A 16,245-nucleotide genomic window follows, 5' to 3' on the forward strand; every position below is an offset into this window, starting at 1 on the left:
AACAATCTTACGTCTGGATGGAATCCCTGGGGGTATTCTCCTGGAACGGGGAGGGGGCGGAACCCTGCCAGCTGGCAGCAAGGCCGCGCAGTAAGCGAGGAACTAGGCCTGGCCCTTCATAGACCCAACCGGTATAGACCTGGAGCAAGCTGGCGCCGGCAGCGAGTTTCTCCAGGGCATCGTCTAGGGTAAAAATGCCCCCCACGCCGATAATTGGCAGCTGTCCCTGGGTAGCCCGGTGGATGTAGCGGATGATCTGGGTGGAGCGCTCTCGCAGCGGGGCGCCGCTGATGCCACCGGCTGCTGTAGCCAGAGGCCCTAGGCCAGGGAGGGAACGGGTTTTCAGATGGTCACGGCGCAGAGTGGTGTTGGTGGCTATGATCCCGGCCAGGCCATAGGCCTGGGCCAGCTCCAGAATGGCGTCAATCTCTGGCCAGTCCAGGTCGGGGGCAATCTTGACCAAAAGAGGTTTCTTGCCTTGATTTTCCGCCTGCAGAGCAGCCAGGATGGGTGCGAGGTGCTCAGCAGCCTGCAGGGATCGCAAGCCTGGCGTGTTGGGGGAGCTGACGTTAACCACAAAATAGTCCCCTAGCTCCCGCAGCAGCCGAAAGCTGGCCAGGTAGTCCGTGGCGGCAGCTTCCAGCGGCGTAGCTTTGCCTTTGCCCAGGTTGACGCCAATGGGGATGGGACGTTGGGGGAGGCGGCGGAGCCGCTCGGCCAAAGCGGCTGCCCCCTGGTTATTAAAGCCCATGCAATTGAGGGCAGCCCGATCCTGGGGCAGCCGAAATAGGCGCGGCTTGGGGTTGCCCGGCTGAGGCTGGGGGGTGACGGTGCCCACCTCCACAAAGCCAAAGCCCAAGCGGGGCCAGACCCCCAAAGCTATGCCGTCCTTATCAAAACCTGCAGCTAGACCCAGGGGATTGGGAAAGGTCAGCCCCCATAGCCGCACCTCCAGCCGGGGATCCCGATAGCAGAAGAGGCGCTCCAAAAGACTCAAGATCCCAGTGGCCTGGGTAACGTCTAGCCACTCCAAGGTACGTAGGAAGGCCACCTTGAGCGTCTCCGGGTCAGCCCCTAGCCCGGAAAACAGTAGCGGCTGCAGCAGATCCCGATACAGATTCACTAGCAAGGACTTCGCTGGAAGCCATGCTACCACTCCCCACCCCTCGCTGGAGTGGCCGAGAGGGGGTGTTAGTTTTAGCTTGGGGTGCTCTGCCCTGCTGATTACCGCAAGCCTTTTGTTGGGAGTGGCGCGATTTTCTTTCCAAAATGTTTGTGTGTACCGCTTGCTCTTCAAGGAGTGAAAACTTTGTCTATATCACTTGAAACGGTTACCGAGAGTAACACGCCCTATAAATGGATATGTTTTTTTGTTATCGCCAAAGCGCCCTATCAAGACAATAGATTGAGACCAGGAGATGAAGGAGAACTGCTGCGTTGAGCTAAGTACATTACGCCTTCCAATCCCGACACCCTAGTAATTGGCTTTCAGAGAGCTCTTATTTTCCATTGACGGGTCTCTAGTTAACTGCACCACCAGTTGCGAGGTATCAAAAAGAGTGAAAATCACCGAGCTTCTCACGAGCTTACCCAAGCAACTGTTTCCCTGCCTCATGTTTCAAGAACAGCACCCAACACCTGCTTCCTTCCTAGGCAGCTTTGTTGTTCTCTCTGGTGCGGGATCATTGCTAGATTGAGATTACAGTGACGAACCCTGACTCCCCTCCCCCTGTAGGAAGAAGGGTTGGGAGGAGGGCGATGTTAGGAACCAGGATCCCTGACGCTAGCTATAGCCCTATGACTGTCCCTCTCATTCAAAACCCAGAGCTGCTGGAGAGTCGACTCAAGGAGATCCCTGCTGAGCCTGGTGTCTACCTAATGCGGGATGCCAGGGATCAAATCCTCTATGTAGGCAAATCTAAGAAGCTACGTTCCAGGGTGCGATCCTATTTTCGCTGCCTCGAGGATCTCTCCCCTCGCATTCAGCGTATGGTGGTCCAGGTATGTGAGATCGAGTTTATCGTAACCGATAACGAAAGCGAAGCCCTAGCCCTGGAAGACAATCTCATTAAAACCTATCAGCCGCCCTACAATGTTCTCCTCAAAGAAGACAAAAAATATCCCTACTTGTGCATTACCTGGTCAGAGCCTTACCCTCAGATTTACATTACCCGCCACCGCCGTCTCAACCAAAATCAAGATAAGTACTACGGGCCCTATACCGATGTGGGTCTGCTGCGTTACACCCTCGGCCTGGTGAAGCGCATTTTTCCCTTGCGCCAGCGCCCCAAGCCCCTTTACAAAGATCGCCCCTGTTTGAACTATGACATCGGGCGTTGCCCTGGTGTCTGCCAGGGCTTGATCAGCCCGGAGGAGTATCGCAAGACCGTTGCTCAAGTGGCGATGATCTTCCAGGGGCAGACAGACGAGCTCATCCGGGAGTTGAAGGAGAAAATGGCCCAGGCAGCCGAGCAAGAAAATTACGAGGCGGCAGCGCGGTACCGGGATCAAATTCGCGGCCTAGAACAACTGGGCGAATCCCAGAAGGTGTCTTTGCCCAACTCTACCGTCAGCCGCGATGCCCTGGCCTTGGCTATGGATGACTTGCGAGCTTGCATCCAGTTGTTTCAGGTGCGGGCGGGCAAGTTGGTGGGGCGGCTGGGGTTTATTGCTGAAAACCGTGGCGACGACCCAGCCCTGATTTTGCAGCGAGTTTTGCAAGAGCATTACCAGTACTGCGACCCGGTGGAAATTCCCTCGGAAATCTTGACCCAGTACGAGCTGCCGGATCGCGATTTTCTTGAGTCTTGGCTAAGCCAAAAAAAGGGGCGCAAGGTCAGCCTCCTTGCCCCCCAGCGGCAGAGCAAAGCGGAGCTAATTGAACTGGTGGAGCGAAACGCCCGGCTGGAGCTAGCCCGCAGCCAGCGCTTAGCAAGCCGGGAGGCAGAAGCGCTGGAACGCTTGGCAGAAGTTTTGGATTTGCCGGCAGCCCCCCGCCGCTTGGAAGCCTACGACATTTCCCACCTCCAGGGATCCGATGCCGTGGGCAGCCAGGTGGTGTTTATTGATGGCTTGCCAGCCAAGCAGCACTACCGCCGCTACCGGATCCGCAACCCCGAGGTGCGGCCCGGCCACTCCGACGATTTTGCCAGCCATGCCGAAGTGGCGCGGCGTCGCTTCAGCAAAATGACCCCTGAGGATCAGCCGGACTTGGTGCTCATTGATGGCGGCAAGGGGCAATTGGCGGCAGTCATGGCGGTCTTGGCAGAGCTGGGCCTGGATCACCTGCCGGTGATTGCCCTGGCCAAGCGGGAGGAAGAGATCTTTCGGCCCGGGGATCCCCTGCCGCTGCGGCTGCCGCCCCAGGATCCGGCCCGCCTGCTGTTGCAGCGCCTCCGCGATGAGGCCCACCGCTTTGCCCTGGCCTACCATCGCCAGCAGCGGCAGCTACGCCAACAGGCTTCTGTGCTGGAGGAGATCCCTGGCCTGGGCAAGCAGCGCCAAAAGCTGCTAATGGAGGCGTTTCGCTCCCTTGCCCGCATTCAAATGGCCACAGAAGAGCAGTTGGCCCAGGTGCCAGGTATTGGCCCCAAGCTGGCCCGCCAGATTTACCGCTACTTCCATCCAGAAGCCGAAACAGAGTCGCCAGCAACAGCAGAAGGGGGGTAAAGGGCCAAACTTAAAATTTGCTCCAGCAAGGGCAGAGGTACCTCCTGCAAGAGCAAATCGCCCAAATGAACCAGCACAAACTCTTGCCTGAGGCTTAGCCTGCACCCTTGCTGGGAAACAATCATCTCGGCGCAGACTCTCTGAGCCTCGCCTTGGATCTATGGAAGTGCTAGTTTTGGGTTGGCGCTCTTCTGGTAAATTTCAGGACTTGACAAAAGTCTCCGTTAAGCTTCCAGAAAAGAAGCTGGCAATTGTAACCAGAATAGTGTTGGTAATCACGGCTGCCAGGCCCAAGGGGGCAATGAGCAGAATGACTAGTGTAATCAAGCCATTAATTGTAGCTGTAACAAGGTTTCTGAGAACTTTGGCTTTGGTCTTCTTTCTAGGAATGGTTTTCCCGAAAACTCTCCAAGATTTTTCCTATCTCAAGGGCCAGATTACTCCAAAGCTATCGGCACTTCTCTTGAGCTCGTCAAGATACCTTTTCCTAGGATCCGCCGTTGCTCCAAAAACGGTAACCACTTGGTAATCACCCAAATCGGCAATCCAAACTGGAGAGGGCAGAGCACCTCCCTGTACACCCCCACACAAGAATTTGTCGTACCGGCCTTCGCCCTGCCGGCCAAGACGATGCAAAGTGGCCAGGGCATAGGGTTTGTTAAAGTCTTCCTCGCCGCTGCAGACGACAATCTGGCAGTTGGCATCCACCGCTTGCAGCCATTTATCCCTGTCAACTCGGCCAACACTTCTTGGGCTATTGGGGTTAATAGCCTGCTTGGTCAGAGTCTTGAGAGCAGCAAAAAAGTTTTCCAGACGCTTTTGGAAAAGCTTCTGAAACTCAGCCACCGATTCCGGCAGCTCCCAAAAGGCATCCTTTGACGTGGGAATTAGGGTGGAGCCGCGCCACCAGGGAGCCCGCTCGCGGTTTTGGCGGGAGTAGCAGGGTCTTCTGGCCCCTTGGCCCACCCCTCCCAGATGGAACATCATCCAGGTGAGGTTGGCAAAGAGCTTTTTCACGGCCTCCTGCTCTGCTTGGGAGGCGTAATTTTGGCACTCCCCCGAAAGACTCAAGACGAGGATCCCTTCTTGTCGTCCGGCAGGTTTATTTCTTCCTTGCTGATTGGGCTCTGGCTCCGGCTGAGAGACTTTGCCATCTAGGAGATCTACATGGATCCAGCCGTGTTTTTGCTTAGGGGTGATGGCGCCAAAAAGTTGCCCTTCCCACTCCTGCACCTGATCGACCGGCAAAACTCCCAGGGCAAGGGTGCGGAACCAATAGCGCAGCATATTCTTAAAGGCCACGGGCCGCACTTCGGCGATGGATCGGTTGTCGTAGCGATTCCTATCAGGCCTCCAGTTGACTACCTGGCGCCCGTGAATGAGTTGGCCTTCTAGCTCAAAGGGCAGCCGCAAGAATTCTCCCTGGTACTTGTCGGGGGATCTTCCTGAGGAAACCAGCCGGCCGTAGCCAGTATTTACTTGGGATCCCACCCCTTGCTCCAAACCCCGGAGGAGCCATTGCTTAACTTGATCCAGCATCTCATCGGTGCAGCCGCTGCCTTTGCGCAGGCCAATCAAAAAAGTGGCTTGCTTGAGAGAGAAGAACAAGTTGGGGTTGGGCGAGTATTCAAGATTTTTTCCATTCCATTTCCAGACGTTATTAGCAATATCTACAGCCAGCCCCCCCGTTTTGGAATTATCGGGATCCTCCCGCCTTTGGGGCCGAGTGGGTACCGGATAGGCATCCAAAAAGATCACCTTGCCGGCGCTATCTTTTTCCTCAGCTTGTAGGTGGCCAAACCAAGGAGCTACAGCTTGGTCTGCTTGATCCCAAGATAGGTTACGCTCCTGCATTAGCTCCCGAATGGCCTGGGAGCGGGCCACACCGCGCAGGGTGGAGCCAGGAATGTAAGGGATCCCTAAGTGATCGAAAGCGGGGAGCAACATGCTCTCTGGACCCTTGGCCCCACCGACTCGAATTCGCCAGGGACAGGTAACCTGAAAGGTGTCGCTGGCAAGGCGTTGGGTGCGCTCATTCAAAACTTTCAAGCGGGCTCCAAGGTTAATCGTTGTTTCCACTTGGTGCACCAGCTCCGCTTTGGTGCCGTCTTTAAAAGCATCGAGCGGCGCTCGCATCCAACGCAGATATTCAATAAAACCGGCGGTGGGATCCGGCCTGGGCGTGGGATCCAAGGGGTGACCCAGCCAAGGCGAGGGCTGAGGATTGTTGCCTCCTCCATTGCCTCCTCTAGGAGAATTGGGGCCTCGATTTTCCTGAGGCGGCCGGCGGCTGGGATCCCCTGGCCTGGGGGGACGAGCAAGCGGCTGAGGCGTGTTGCCAGGACGAGCAGGGCGATGACCGGTCATGGGATCTTCTCCAAAAGCGGGAAACAGGGTTAGGAATTGCCAAGGGTTTGGCGAAATTCACGCAACAGGGTGCTGGTACCAATTTCTAGGGCGCGTCGAATGAGTTGAGGTACAAGATTGGGGATGTCGAAGTCTGGAAAAAGCCGGCTGCGGCTTGATTCTACGTAGTCTTCTCCCTGCAGAATAAAGATCCGCAAACTTCGCTCACCCAAGATCCAAACTTCCGGCACGCTGATGGCTCTATAGGCCTCGATAAAAGTTTGGGAAGTAACGTCGGACTCGATGGCCAAATCAGGTGGGGGCAACTGATCGACATCGATCCTGCCCTCGCAACCTCGCACCAACTCCAGGTGATTGACATAGAAGCAGGTGTCGGGCTCCACTCCAGCCCTGCCTGACTTTTTAAGGGTTGTTGAGCCAAAGTCTTCCCAATCTCTCCCCTGAGCATCTAAGAGAGCCTTTACAATGTCACTGGCAATGCGATGAAGGCGCTCGTGTTTGGATAAGGGAGACATGATCTCAAAAGTGCCATCGTAGTAGGCAATGCGAGTGTGGCGATCTTCGCCCAGCTCCTCCAGAATGCTCTCGCAGTCTTGCCAGGTAAGAGAATGAATAACCACTCGGCTGCCTTCTTGCAGGGAAATCGCTTGCAGGGGGATCGCGACGCCCATCACTCTCCTCCTTTGATGTCGTGGTAGATGGCCGTAGCCCAAAAGCCAAACTCCTGAGCCAAAGCCAGCCCTAGCCCTGTTAAACCTAGATACTCTTCAGCGCTCAATCCCATAAGACGATCCAGACCATTGGAGTTGGCAATTCCCTTTTGGCCAGAAATCTCTTCCAGACAACTAAAGAACTCCTTGACCACTTGCTTTTTGCCGTCTTGGCTGAGGGCATCTTCTTCTGCCTTAAGGCGCAGCAGGCCCCAGGTGGAAAGGTAGGTGTAGAGTTCCACAGCCTGGTTTTTCTGCTCTTTAAGCTTTTCTTGGTCTCTGGTTTGAGCCCTTAACTGGCGAAGGGATTCGTAAACAGGCTTGGCCAACGTGCGGGGATCAAAAGTTTCCATAAAACCTCCTCAACTAGTTCCAAGACAACTCGACAAAGCCCCGGCCTAGGCTCTCCTGACCGCCAATTTGCAGGAGCTGGTTATCCTGTAGGAGCTTCCGAAATTGCTCCACTGCTTTTTGGGAACTGCCGTTGGCTTGGGCTGTTACCCCCCAGGTGAAGTACATCAGGCTATCGGGGGGGATGGCCTCTTCGTAGCGAAAGCCGCCTTCTACAACTTTGTGCTCGCTGAGCTTAACTTTCACCTGCCGCCACAGGCTCATTTGAATAAGGGTGGCACAGTGCTGATCCGGCAAAACGATGACGCGGGTGATGCTGGAAGACTTGACAAAGTCTTGCCAGTTGGCCCACTTTTTCAGGCCATTTTTCAGGATGGCATCCTTGAGGTAGAGGGGCCGGTTTGTCTCCAAGTTGGTGCTATAGGGATCCGGCACCTGCAACTGCTGGCCACTTAGCCGCAGCCAGCGCTTGAGCAAGAGGGGGCAGCTCATCCAGACTACGCCGTGGCTGAGGGAAGCCACCGGCACCCACAACAGGGATCCATCCCCAATCCAAATGGAGCCTTGGGTAAGCTGATCCCCCTCCCCAATTTCGTTGCCAAAGAGCTCAAACTTTAACTCTTTCTCAGCCACACTGGCCCGCAATTTGCCGCGGATGGTACTGGAAGGAATGTAGGGCAAGTTGGTGTGGGCTTCGCGGGCAATGCCCAAGAGGTTGCCTTCTTGGGTGGTGCCGCCGGTGTGCAGGGGGGTTAACAGGGTGAGATAGACCAGGTGAAAAGTCATCGAAAAAACACTCCTTATCGACAAAGAACAGGGCTGCAAAAGCATCAGTTGGTCCAGGGCAGCCAGAGCAACTCGCTGTAGCCCAACAGCCGCCAGCGGTGGAAGACGTTGAGCCGGCCATCTTCCAGCTCCGGCTCGTCCTGCCCAAGGGGAGCCGGCTGCTCCAGGTAGTAGACGCTGCCGGGCGGGGCGGCAAACACTTGCGGAGCCGGTAAGCTGGTCTTGCGCGGCTCTGTTAGGGAATCCACCTGCAGGCGGCCGCTGATGGGAACTGGCTTGCCGGTGGCCACGCTTACCAGAGGGCCGGTGAGGGAGTGGGCAGGGTGGGGGGTGGCCAAGCGCCATTCCCAGGGCCAGGCGCGGCAGAGGGAGCGCCCATCCACCTTCTTGATAAACACTCCAGGCGTAACCAGGTAGGCCAAGGCCCGCCGGGTTTGCCGGAAGGTCTCTTGGGAGAGCTCCTGCAGCGCTTGCCACTGCTTGCCCAGCTTTGGGCAAGGGCCCAGGAGAGCGCCGTGGCCTTCTCCCCCCAGCCGCACCACAACTTCTTGCTCCAGAGGCAAGGGATCCCAGGTTTCGCGCTCGGGATCCCAGCACTCGATGGAAAGAGCCAGGCTCCAGCCGGCCTGCAGGCGGATGCAGGTTTCCACAAAGTAGCCATCGGTTTCTCGCACCTGACGTTTGCCTGCCTGCAGGGTGTTGTGGGGCCGCACCTCCGCCACCCAGGGGGGCGGAACGGCTTGAGCCAGATCCCAGCCCTTGCCCTGCAGCGCTTTTTGCACCGCCTGAAAGGGCAGGTAGCCGGCGGCCTTTTGCTTGGGGCTTGGCCGTTCCTCCTCCGGAGCTGCTGCTACCAAAGGGGCGGGCCGAGTGGGATCCCAACGGTAGCCGCTGTAGGAATGCTCCTCTTCCAGCCAGGGGATGGGCACCAGCGGCGATCCCTGGTCAAGGTGCAGAGGGCTGGGGAAGTAAAGCTGCTCATCCCAGCAGAGGAAGGGGCCGCGCAGGCGCAGGGTTGCCGGCTGGCCCAGGTGGGCCAGGATGGCTCCGGCCAGGGTGTGGCCGCTGGGCGGAAAGCCGCTGGTGGCCCAGGCCCGCTCCCCCGGCGCAAAGGGCCTGGCATCGCGAAACATCCACACATCCAAAGGCGAGAGCACAAACCAACTCATCGACCGTTCCTCCCCAATTTCACGGTGCGGTTGCGCAGCACAAAGGCCGCTAGCTTAAACCAGTTTTTGATGGCCAGATCCCAGGCTGCCGGCTGGGCGGGCAGGCTGTGCTGCCAAAAGTGCTGGATAAACTCGATTAGCTTGGCCTGGAAGCGATCCCTCTGCTCGCTTTCGCCGCCAAAGAGATCCCGGCGGCTACAGAACAAGCGGGCCCAATCGGGCACAGCTTCCACGCGGGGGGCGGGGTGCTGCTCCCAGAGCTGGGCGGCCTGCTCAAACAGCGAGCTTTGATCCTGCTGTTGGCCCAGCAACTTCCAGTCAAAATCCAGCAGGTCTTTCCACTTGTCGAAGGTGTCGAACTTGCTGGTGCCCACCAGTTGGTTGCCGTTGGCAAACAGCACCCGCACCTGGACGCTGTCCTTGGGGCTGCCATGGGCATAAGCCTGCCCTTTGGCGCCTTTTTCTGCCTCCCAGAGATTTTCCAGGGCAATGGCCAAGGGCACCGAGTGGTGGGCAATCACCACACCAAAGCTAATACTGGCCAGGGATCCCAGGGTAAAAAGAGGGCGGCGGCTGAGGCCAGGCGGCAACTGCGCCTTTTGCCACTGCCAGTAGTCCCCTTCGTTGGCGAACTCCCGCCAGTCGTCTTCGCCGCCGCGGAAACACTGGCGGATGTCCCAGAGCCAGCCATCCCACTCCCAGAGGTTGGTGTAGGCCAAAACGTCGTCTCCCCCGGCGTAGATAAGCCTGCCGGCGTAGCGCTGCTCGGTGAGGTAGGGCACCAACTGGCCGGAAAAATCCAACAGGGCGCGGCTGAGGGCACTGTGGGTGGCCGGGCCCATGCGCTTGCGGCTGGTTTTAACAAACTCGCTGAAGGCGTCCTTGACCTGCTTGAGCTCCTCGGAGTTGATGACCTGGCCAATGGTGTCTTTGCAGCCATCGGCTAGGCGCTGCAGCGGCTGGGGTAGGTAGTCGTAGTAGGGTCGCATCTTCTCCCCCCTCAGCCACTGGCCCATGTCGTCGCCGTCGCCGGCGGCCAGCACGTACCAACTGGCGGGGTTGATGCTGGGGTAGTGGCGGGTGAGGGTGGCGTCTATCTCCTGGCGGCAGCGCTTCTGGGTTGCTGCGTCTACTTCCAGGTCTTCCACCAGCCAGCCGGCGTTGAGCAGCCGCGGGTGGTAGCGTAGGTTCTGCTGGTCGGCCCACGGGATCCCCCACTTGCCGCGCATCTCCCGCAGCACTTCCCGAATGCCGGGGTGGATGGCCTCAACGGCCCGGCAGGCTTGCTCCAAGTGCTCCTGCTCCCGTCGCCCGTGGGTTTTCAGGTAGCCGGCCACACCCGCGGTGAGATCGGGGTAGGAAGCGGCAATCTTGTCTTCATCGAGGTTGGGAAAGAGCTCCGGCAACACCTTGTCCAGGGCCCGCTTGACCGTTTCGGTGGCGTTGAGCTGCTCGCGGCCATCGAAAAGCCCCGCCTGCCGCTGCCAAAGCCGCCGGCTCTCCCCTTCGCCAATCCAGCGATCCCTGGGGGAAGGGTGAACCACCGGCCCCACGCCAGAGACAGTGCTGCGCGGTCCAAAGGCCACCGGCAGTTGCCAATCGCGGGCCTGTTTGCAGGCAGCCTGCAGCCGGCGCGTCGCCTCTACGGCTGCTGCCCACCAGGAGCCGACATTTAGCCCCGGCTTGCCCTGGCGGTGCTGCTGCTTTTGGGGATCCCAGAAGCTGATCCGCAGGAACTTCAGCTCCGCGTCGGCAAAAAGCTGCCGCTCTCCTGTTAGGTGGTAGGTGCGGTTTTGGGCGCTGACCCAGGGATCCCGTTCGACCGGCTCCTGGGACTTGAGGATGGCGGTGTCTTTGAGCCTTTGCTGGGGGGATCCCAGGGGTGCTGCTGCCCAGTAGAGCTGCCACTGGTGTTCCAGCCATCCCTCCCAGGTGGGATCCTCCGGGCGCAACTGCACCAGCCAGCGGCGCTCCAGTTGCAGGTGCTCCAGCGCTCTTTCGGCCAGGTGGCGCCATTCTTCTTTGAGGGTCTGCTGGGCCAACTGCATGGCCGCCTCCACCCGCTCTTCCGGCAACAGCAAGAGGATCACGTTGGGGAAGCCGGCGGTGAGCAGGGCGTGGGCAGAAGGCTGCGGGATCCACTCGGCAAATGCGGGATATCGCTCCAGCAGCCAGGCATCGATCAACGGCTGGCCGTAGAGGCTGGGGTAGAGCAGGCAGTCGGGGCCGTATTTCTCCGCTAGGCGCCAGCAAAGCCGTGCCGAGAGGTAGTGCAACAGCCAGGATCCGGCCCAGAAATCCCGCATCTTGCGGCTGGCTTTAATCAGCTCCTGGATGGGGTTGAAGGTGAAGCTGGCCAAAAAGGGCCGCGTGAACTTGGGCTCGTCGTAGCCGGCCAAACAGCCCGCCAGGGCCGCCACGACACTGGTGTGGCTCCACAGGGATCCATCCGGCAGCCGCGTTTCCGCCGGCAAAAGCAGGAGGTTCTCATCGCCCAACTCCCGAACCAGCGCCTGGGGAAAACAGCGCCAGAACCACCAGAACACCTTCTGGATATCTTCCTCTTCTTGCCGGATCCAATCGGGAATCACCTTTTTCTCTAGCTGCATCAGGTGCTCGGCGCGGGAGCCGGCTTGCTGCAGGGCCCGGTGTTCCTCTTCGGGCAGTTGCCAAAAGCGCTTGCGCCCCGAAAGCAGATGGCTCATCTCCAGGCCCGGCCCCAGGCTGTGGCCGCGATCGGCTACCTGGTAGTCGATGGCAACCGGCAGGTGGCCAATGGCAGCCCGATCGCTGGCGGCGGCAACCAGATCCGCATCGCCAACGCTTGCTAGGAGGGATCCCTCTGCCTTGGGCGAGATCCACCCTTGCATCGCCGCTAGGTTTGGCCACAGCCCTTCCTTAGCGCGGCCAGAGGCGTCGTGGAGGGCCTTGAGGGCAGGGTCGTGCAGCAAACCCCAGAGCTTCGCTTGCCAGTAGTGATGAGACATGGTGTTTTCGCAGGAGAGTTAAAAACTGAACGCGCAAGAAACAAAAAAGTAAACAAAACCCCAACAGCCACCCGATACCTGGCTGCAGAAGCTACAAAACAAAATCCACCAATCCCGACCAGCCCTCAGGTTTCTTTAGTATTTCTCCAGCTCAGTAGGACTTGTACAAGCTAAGCCCCTGCCAACTGTTTGACCGAGCTTGAAAACCCAAAACCTGAGGGTGGGCCGATGTCTGTAGCCTACTGAGAAATGGAAGGATCCCCTTCCAATTCCCCTTCTGTCCGGGTCAATTCCGGAAACAGCGCCTCCAGCCTGGGCAGCAGATCCCGCAGCACAAAGCTCTCCAGAGCTTCGCTGGGAAGAGGTTCGGGATTCATCTGCACATGGGCCACGTCGTTGCGGTACTGGCTAAGGCGAGACCAAAGATCAGCAAGCTGCTGGACATCGGGGACGTGGGCGGCAATGGGAGGAAGGAACTGAGCCGGCTCCGCTTGCTGGATGAGGGATCCCAACTGCTGTTCAATTCCCTGCCGCGCTTCTCGTTTGCGGTAGTCTTGGATCCCCTCACAGAGGCAAAGGGCAGAAACCACCCACTCGCGGGCCAAGAGAAGGGCTTGGGTGGTGAAGCGCTTTTCCACATACCAGCGCAGCAGTTGAAAGTGCTTTTGAACTTGAGCTCGGCGATCCTCCTTCTGGTCTGCCGGCAGCGCCAGTTGGCTGTAGCTATCTTGAATGCTTTGCAGCAGCAGGCCAAAGGGCTTGGCAAATTGGCCCACCTCCTCTGCCAACTCCTGGGTGGAGTGCTTCTGCAACCTGGGCAGGTCGTCCTCCAAAAGGCTAACCGGCCTCACCAGCTCCAGGGAACGGGAGATGTCGCGGATGGCTTGCCCAAAGCTCTGCAGCCGGATAGGCCTGGGATCCCCTTTGCCGGGCTTTTGCTGCCGGTAAAAGTCCCGTTGAACCCTGTCCAAAAGCTGTCCCAGCTCCAGGGCTGAGCCGGTGCTGATGAACTTGTCGGTGGCCGTCAGCCAGTCCAAAAGCCGAAGGGCGGGGGTGAGATCGATAATGGGGGTTTCTGCCTGACCAGGGCGGTAGAGGCCGTAGTAGAGCCCCTGGATCTCGACATTTTTGGCCTTGCGCAAAAGGGCAGCTCCCAAGAGCACCAGCAGGGGGATGGAGCGAAAGGCGTGGGTGATATCAAAAAACAGCCGGGTGTTGGGCTCGATGCTGTCAACCAGCACGTCGAAGATGGCCCAGGTCTCCGCCTCGGTTTTGCCCTCAGGAATGCCTTTGGCCACCTTCTCCACATGGGGAGGTAGATCTTCCTGCAGGCGGCTCCAGTGCTTGGCGCGGGCCTCTTCCGTCAGCAGGAGGATAATTCTGTCAATCTCAAAGAGCTGGCAGAGGGCTTTGGCAACGTAGCAGGTTTTCTCTGCCCGCCGCTCCCCAAAACAATACACCGTCTCGGTGTAATCGCCGGTGCCCAGGGTGGTCAAAAGGGTTTTAGCCATGGGGATCCTCGCGGTTGGGTCTGCAAAGCATCAAAGCACAACCGCCTGCAAGCTACCGCGACCTGGAAGCCCCCCCTTCACGAAAACAAGACGCCTTTTCCCAAGCAGTGAAGGTGGAAAGAGGCCAGAGTTAGCCTAGGAAGCAGTTGACCTCTAGAACGATGGGGATCCTGGCATGCTCTCGACCGAAAAGCTATCGATGACTCCTGAACAGTTTCTCGCCTTGCCAGAGGAAGATATTACCTACGAGCTGGTCGATGGGCAAGCTGTTCCCAAACATGAACCCATGTCGCCAAAGCGCTTCCATGCTCGTCTCCAGCCCATCCTTTGGCGAATCCTTGAGGACTGGTGCTCCGCTGCTGAGTGCCCCAAGCCGGGATCCGCTCATACTGAATGGGCAATTCTCCTTACCCGACAAGCACAGCCCTGGATCCCGATCCCAGACATCACCTACATCTCCCATGAGCGATTGCCAATTGAAGCCATGGCCGATGAGCCCTGTTCGGCCATTCCCGAACTGGTAGTGGAGATTCTTTCTCCCAGTCAGAGTTTTGGGGCTGTGGCTCAAAAAGCAGCGGACTATCTAGAGGCCGGGATCCCTCGCGTTTGGATTGTGGATCCGCAGGCCAAGAGCATCACCGTCTTCTACCCCGATGCCCCACCAAAGACTTTTACGGGATCCCAAGCCATCCAAGATGATTTCTTGCCGGGCTTGAAGGTTGTTCCCCAGGATGTGTTTGCCCAGGCTGGAATCCCTTAGCCGGCTCAGACAAGTTTGAGCTGGAGTCAAGAAGAGAGTTAGCGATGAGGAACTCGTGATGCTATCAACTGCAGAGGTATCAGCTTCCCATCAAAAACTCACTCCAGAACAGTTTCTTGCCTTGCCAGAGGAAGATGTGACCTATGAGCTGGTTGATGGGCAAGCTGTTCCCAAAGATGTGCCGATGTCCCCTAAAAGATTTCATGCCTCTCTGCAGAAGCGATTGCTTTTCATTTTGGATGCGTGGTGTCAAGGCAAGGGAGATGTATATACAGAGCTGGCAATTGTTTTGCAAAAGCAGGGTCAGAAGTGGCTTCCCGTTCCTGATTTGCTCTATGTTTCGTTTGAACGCTGGCCGGAGCAGCAGGTGGAAGACGGCCCTTGTCCAACAGCTCCCGAACTGGTAGTGGAGATTTCCGGCCAGAGTTTTGGGGCTGTGGTTCAAAAGGCAGCGGACTATCTGGAAGCTGGGATCCCCCGCGTTTGGATTGTAGATCCGCAGGCCAAGAGCATCACCATCTTCTACCCCGATGCCCCACCAAAGACCTTTACAGGATCCCAAGTTGTCCAAGATAACTTCTTGCCGGGCTTGAAGGTTGTCCCACAGGATGTGTTTGCTCAGGCTGGGATCCCTTAGTTGTTTTAGCTATCTGAGAGGGCTACCATGATTGAAGCTCTGGAAAGGCTAGCAAAGGAACCTACCGAAAGCTCTGCAACAGCTTCTGGGAAGACTTGGACTGATGAAGAGTTTATGGCTCTGCCCGATGATGGCAATCGCTACGAAGTTGTAAATGGAAAATTAATTGCGATGGGCTCAGCGGGTGCAAGACATGGCTACTACGTTAGTTTAATCAGTTTTTTCCTGACTGCCTATGTTAGAGCCCAAAAAATGGGTGTTGTCTTCGATTCCGACACTTCGTTTAAAATGAAATCCGGCAATCGACGCTCCCCAGATTGTTCTTTCTTCTCCAAAGAGCGGCTGCGATCCCTTGGCGGGATCCCCAAGGGTTATATCGAGGGATCCCCAGATTTGGTTGTGGAAGTTCTCTCTGATGACAACACTGTAGGAGAGATCCACAACAAGATCGTCGAGTATTTTGAGAACGGATCCCGCCTTGTTTGGCTTATTCATCCCGAAGAAAAGTATGTTTTGGTTTACCGTCAGCCTGAGCCCACAGCACTGAAGCGGCCAGGCGACATCCTAGAAGGCGAAGAGGTGATCCCTGGGTTTGCCTTGGATTTGTCGGAGTTTTTTGCCGAACCTGAGTTTTAGTTTTTTGCGAACCTAGCAACAAAACCCTCCAGGGTTCTAAACTGGCCCCAAAAACGGGATCCCCTTCCATGGCGCTGGTTCACCTGCAAGTTCTGGAGCGCAACCCCAGACGGCTGCGGATTGCCCTGCAAAGGTTTACCCCTGAGCAACTGGCCTGGCGGGTGGGGGCGGGGCTGGGGTTGTTGGCACTGGGATCCCAGCTCTGGCAGCCTTCCCCCCTGCTGGGGCTGCTGGCTGTAGCAGCGGGCCTGGGGATTGGGATCCCTTGGGGGCTGGGGCAGATTTTGAGTGTGGATCGGGAGCGGCAGCGGGTGACCCTGACCCGGCTGGGTGGCCCTTGGGGGATTTGGCGGCAGCAGGTCTTCTCTTATCCTCTCGCTCAATTGCAAGGGGTGCGGCTGCAGCGGCTGGGACAAGAGATCCTGGATAAAGAGGCCCAGGAAAGCTTTCAGATACAAGCTCAGGTACGCTTGCAGTTTCGCCGCGGTGCTTTTGAACAAGAGCTTGAAGAAGTAATCGCGTGTTTCAGTAGCCAATCGGCGATCAAAAAAGGCGAGCCGGAAGCCCTTGCCTTGGCGCAGCGGCTGGCAGGCTGGATTCAGGCCTATATGAACCTGTGAGGTTTCCTCTTGTGTTGCTCCCGAAGCCACGTGAGCTGTTGA

At 57.7% G+C, this 16,245-nt stretch carries 14 protein-coding genes; 5 read left to right on the forward strand and 9 right to left on the reverse strand.

Features of this window, described 5'->3' with window-relative positions; translation table 11 throughout:
• Nucleotides 1-7 precede the first annotated feature (7 nt).
• Nucleotides 8-1,123 (reverse strand): quinone-dependent dihydroorotate dehydrogenase, encoded by a 1,116-nt coding sequence (locus NW822_RS02870; RefSeq protein WP_414403557.1) that lies wholly within the window; start codon nucleotides 1,121-1,123, stop codon nucleotides 8-10.
• A gap of 674 nt (nucleotides 1,124-1,797) precedes the next feature.
• On the opposite strand from NW822_RS02870, the gene uvrC reads away from it, so the two are divergent.
• On the forward strand, nucleotides 1,798-3,669 hold the full coding sequence (uvrC, locus tag NW822_RS02875) for an excinuclease ABC subunit UvrC (protein ID WP_414362617.1): 1,872 nt from the start codon (nucleotides 1,798-1,800) through the stop codon (nucleotides 3,667-3,669).
• A gap of 201 nt (nucleotides 3,670-3,870) precedes the next feature.
• Here the strand turns inward: uvrC and csx18 are convergent, their stop codons facing one another.
• The 8 genes from csx18 to csx2 all read right to left on the reverse strand — a co-directional run bounded on the left by csx18 (nucleotide 3,871) and on the right by csx2 (nucleotide 13,550).
• A complete protein-coding gene (gene csx18, locus NW822_RS02880; protein ID WP_414403558.1) occupies nucleotides 3,871-4,059 on the reverse strand; it encodes a CRISPR-associated protein Csx18 in 189 nt (62 codons plus the stop codon).
• A gap of 30 nt (nucleotides 4,060-4,089) precedes the next feature.
• Nucleotides 4,090-6,036 carry an RAMP superfamily CRISPR-associated protein gene (locus tag NW822_RS02885; protein WP_414403459.1) on the reverse strand — a complete coding sequence of 649 codons (1,947 nt, stop codon included), beginning with the start codon at nucleotides 6,034-6,036 and terminating at the stop codon, nucleotides 4,090-4,092.
• Nucleotides 6,037-6,065: 29 nt separating this feature from the next.
• On the reverse strand, nucleotides 6,066-6,707 hold the full coding sequence (locus tag NW822_RS02890) for a Uma2 family endonuclease (protein ID WP_414403460.1): 642 nt from the start codon (nucleotides 6,705-6,707) through the stop codon (nucleotides 6,066-6,068).
• Nucleotides 6,707-7,099 carry a hypothetical protein gene (locus NW822_RS02895; RefSeq protein ID WP_414403461.1) on the reverse strand — a complete coding sequence of 131 codons (393 nt, stop codon included), beginning with the start codon at nucleotides 7,097-7,099 and terminating at the stop codon, nucleotides 6,707-6,709. The genes NW822_RS02890 and NW822_RS02895 overlap by 1 nt, the downstream gene beginning before the upstream one ends.
• Nucleotides 7,100-7,112: 13 nt before the next feature.
• On the reverse strand, nucleotides 7,113-7,883 hold the full coding sequence (gene cmr4, locus NW822_RS02900; protein WP_414366230.1) for a type III-B CRISPR module RAMP protein Cmr4: 771 nt from the start codon (nucleotides 7,881-7,883) through the stop codon (nucleotides 7,113-7,115).
• 44 nt (nucleotides 7,884-7,927) lie between these two features.
• Nucleotides 7,928-9,052, reverse strand: coding sequence for a type III-B CRISPR module-associated protein Cmr3 (locus NW822_RS02905; RefSeq protein WP_414403462.1), 1,125 nt, complete (start codon nucleotides 9,050-9,052; stop codon nucleotides 7,928-7,930).
• On the reverse strand, nucleotides 9,049-12,039 hold the full coding sequence (gene cas10, locus NW822_RS02910; protein ID WP_414403463.1) for a type III-B CRISPR-associated protein Cas10/Cmr2: 2,991 nt from the start codon (nucleotides 12,037-12,039) through the stop codon (nucleotides 9,049-9,051). The genes NW822_RS02905 and cas10 overlap by 4 nt, the downstream gene beginning before the upstream one ends.
• Before the next feature lie 239 nt (nucleotides 12,040-12,278).
• Nucleotides 12,279-13,550 (reverse strand): TIGR02221 family CRISPR-associated protein, encoded by a 1,272-nt coding sequence (gene csx2, locus NW822_RS02915; RefSeq protein ID WP_414403464.1) that lies wholly within the window; start codon nucleotides 13,548-13,550, stop codon nucleotides 12,279-12,281.
• A gap of 175 nt (nucleotides 13,551-13,725) precedes the next feature.
• Between csx2 and NW822_RS02920 the strand changes: the two genes are divergently transcribed.
• From NW822_RS02920 to NW822_RS02935, 4 genes are all read left to right on the forward strand, one after another.
• Nucleotides 13,726-14,310 carry a Uma2 family endonuclease gene (locus tag NW822_RS02920; RefSeq protein WP_414403465.1) on the forward strand — a complete coding sequence of 195 codons (585 nt, stop codon included), beginning with the start codon at nucleotides 13,726-13,728 and terminating at the stop codon, nucleotides 14,308-14,310.
• Between the two features lie 58 nt (nucleotides 14,311-14,368).
• A complete protein-coding gene (locus tag NW822_RS02925) occupies nucleotides 14,369-14,947 on the forward strand; it encodes a Uma2 family endonuclease (protein ID WP_414403466.1) in 579 nt (192 codons plus the stop codon).
• 27 nt (nucleotides 14,948-14,974) lie between these two features.
• Complete coding sequence (locus NW822_RS02930; RefSeq protein WP_414403467.1) at nucleotides 14,975-15,583, forward strand: Uma2 family endonuclease; 609 nt, start codon at nucleotides 14,975-14,977, stop codon at nucleotides 15,581-15,583.
• 68 nt (nucleotides 15,584-15,651) lie between these two features.
• A complete protein-coding gene (locus tag NW822_RS02935) occupies nucleotides 15,652-16,203 on the forward strand; it encodes a hypothetical protein (protein WP_414403468.1) in 552 nt (183 codons plus the stop codon).
• The last annotated feature ends 42 nt before the right edge of the window (nucleotides 16,204-16,245 follow it).

This window comes from Synechococcus sp. H70.2 (genome assembly GCF_047462275.1).
Lineage (GTDB): Bacteria > Cyanobacteriota > Cyanobacteriia > Thermostichales > Thermostichaceae > Thermostichus.